The organism is Bradyrhizobium sp. Arg237L (assembly GCF_029990105.1).
In the GTDB taxonomy this organism is placed as follows: domain Bacteria; phylum Pseudomonadota; class Alphaproteobacteria; order Rhizobiales; family Xanthobacteraceae; genus Bradyrhizobium.
The window spans coordinates 1-1,593 of sequence record NZ_JAQMIL010000172.1 but is presented as its reverse complement, the minus strand read 5'-3'; the positions used below and the strand labels follow the sequence as shown (position 1 = coordinate 1,593).

Here is a 1,593-nt window from a genome sequence, read left to right as displayed (position 1 = left end):
GGTTTGGAGCCGGTCGACGATGACGGCGAGGACGGTGACAAGCAAGATCGTCCAGTTTGGACGGCGCTTGGCCAGATAGGCCATGAACCGATCCAGGCCGAGGATGCTGAGCACGCGAGTGAGGTTGTAGCAGAGCGCCATCAGGCTCCATTCGCCGCGGACCTTGTCGAAGCCGCGGACGAGGAAGTGGCGGTAGCCGGCCCGGCATTTGAGGGTGCCGAAGGGGTGTTCGGCGAGTTCGGCCCGGCGGCGCATCTGAGCTTTGGCGTCCGTCATCCGCGCACGATGCCGTTCGAGGACGGCTTCATGCTCCCAGCGATAGACGGTGCGCGTCGGCGTCTTGGCGGAGAGGCAGCGCGCACGCAACGCGCAGGCGTCGCAATCGGCCTTGCGGCTGACATACCTGATCTCGCTGCGGCCGCCGTTGATCTTGCGGCCCTCCGTTGGGCTCAGGAGCTTGCCGGCGGGACAGCGATAGACATTTGCTGTGGCTTCATAGGCGAACTCTTCGTGGCTCATGCGGTCCTGCGCTTGCAGCCTCGCGGTGCGCTTGGCTTGCGGAACGTAAGCCACGATCCCATCCTCCTCGCAGGCCTTGAGCGCGTTGCCGTTGTAATAGCCGGTGTCGGCCAGCGCCGTTAACGTCTCGACGCCGAGTGCGTCCTTCGCGGCCTTGGCCATCTCGTGAAGCTGGCCGGTGTCGTTGCCGTCATTGACGACCTCGCTTGCCACGATCAGCTTATGTTTGTCATCGACGGCGATCTGGACGTTGTAGCCCGCCACCACTTGACCGTTCTTCGACAACAGCCGGGCATCGGCATCCGTTTGCGACAGCTGCCTCTCGCCGCTCTCTTCCAGCCGCGCCAGATCGGCCTGCACGTTTGCCCGCTTGGCCATCAAGGCCGCGACCTTTTGCGTGACGTCCTCGCCGTCGCCTCCCCCACCATCCCGTCCCGCGGGCGCAGGCGCCGCCTCCGCGCGATCGTTGGCCTCAAGCGTGGCGCCATAGGCCGCGATCTCCCGGTCAATCTCCGCGAGCCGCTTGGCGAGCGTGCGCTGCGTCTTGATACTCGCCTTGCTGGCGTTGCCGTCAAAAAACGCGCCGTCGATCGCCACAACTTCACCGCCCACCAGGCCAAGTTCGCGCACCACAAGCACAAACTCCCGGTTCGCAGCCCTAAGCGCCTTCCAGTTGTCCTTGCGGAACTTGGCAATGGTGCGATAGCCGGGCACCAGCCGCTTCAGCAGCCAGATCAGTTCAAGATTGCGGCCGGCTTCCCGCTCAAGGCTGCGCGACGACCGGATCCGGTTCGTGTAGCCATAAAGATAAAGCTTCAAAAGGTCGGCCGGGTCGTAAGGAGGCTGCCCAGCCCCGCCGCCTGACCCGTCGTGGCGGAAGCCAAGCTTCTCAAGGTCCAGCGCAGCGACAAACGCCTCGATCACTCGAACCGGATTGTCACGCTCCACATAATCTTCAACACGCGGCGGAAGAAAACTCGGCTGATCCCGGCTAACGCCGGCCTTGAACCTATGATTCGGCATAACCGAATCGTACACGCATCGGCCTATCAGCCAAGATTCTTGCCCAGTCTC

Annotated in this window: 1 protein-coding gene; it reads right to left on the bottom strand. The window is 63.5% G+C overall.

Annotated features, from left to right (window positions below):
• On the bottom strand, nt 1-1,542 hold a 1,542-nt coding region (locus OZ411_RS42795; RefSeq protein WP_282532776.1), incomplete at its 3' end, for an IS1182 family transposase.
• Nucleotides 1,543-1,593: the final 51 nt, after the last annotated feature.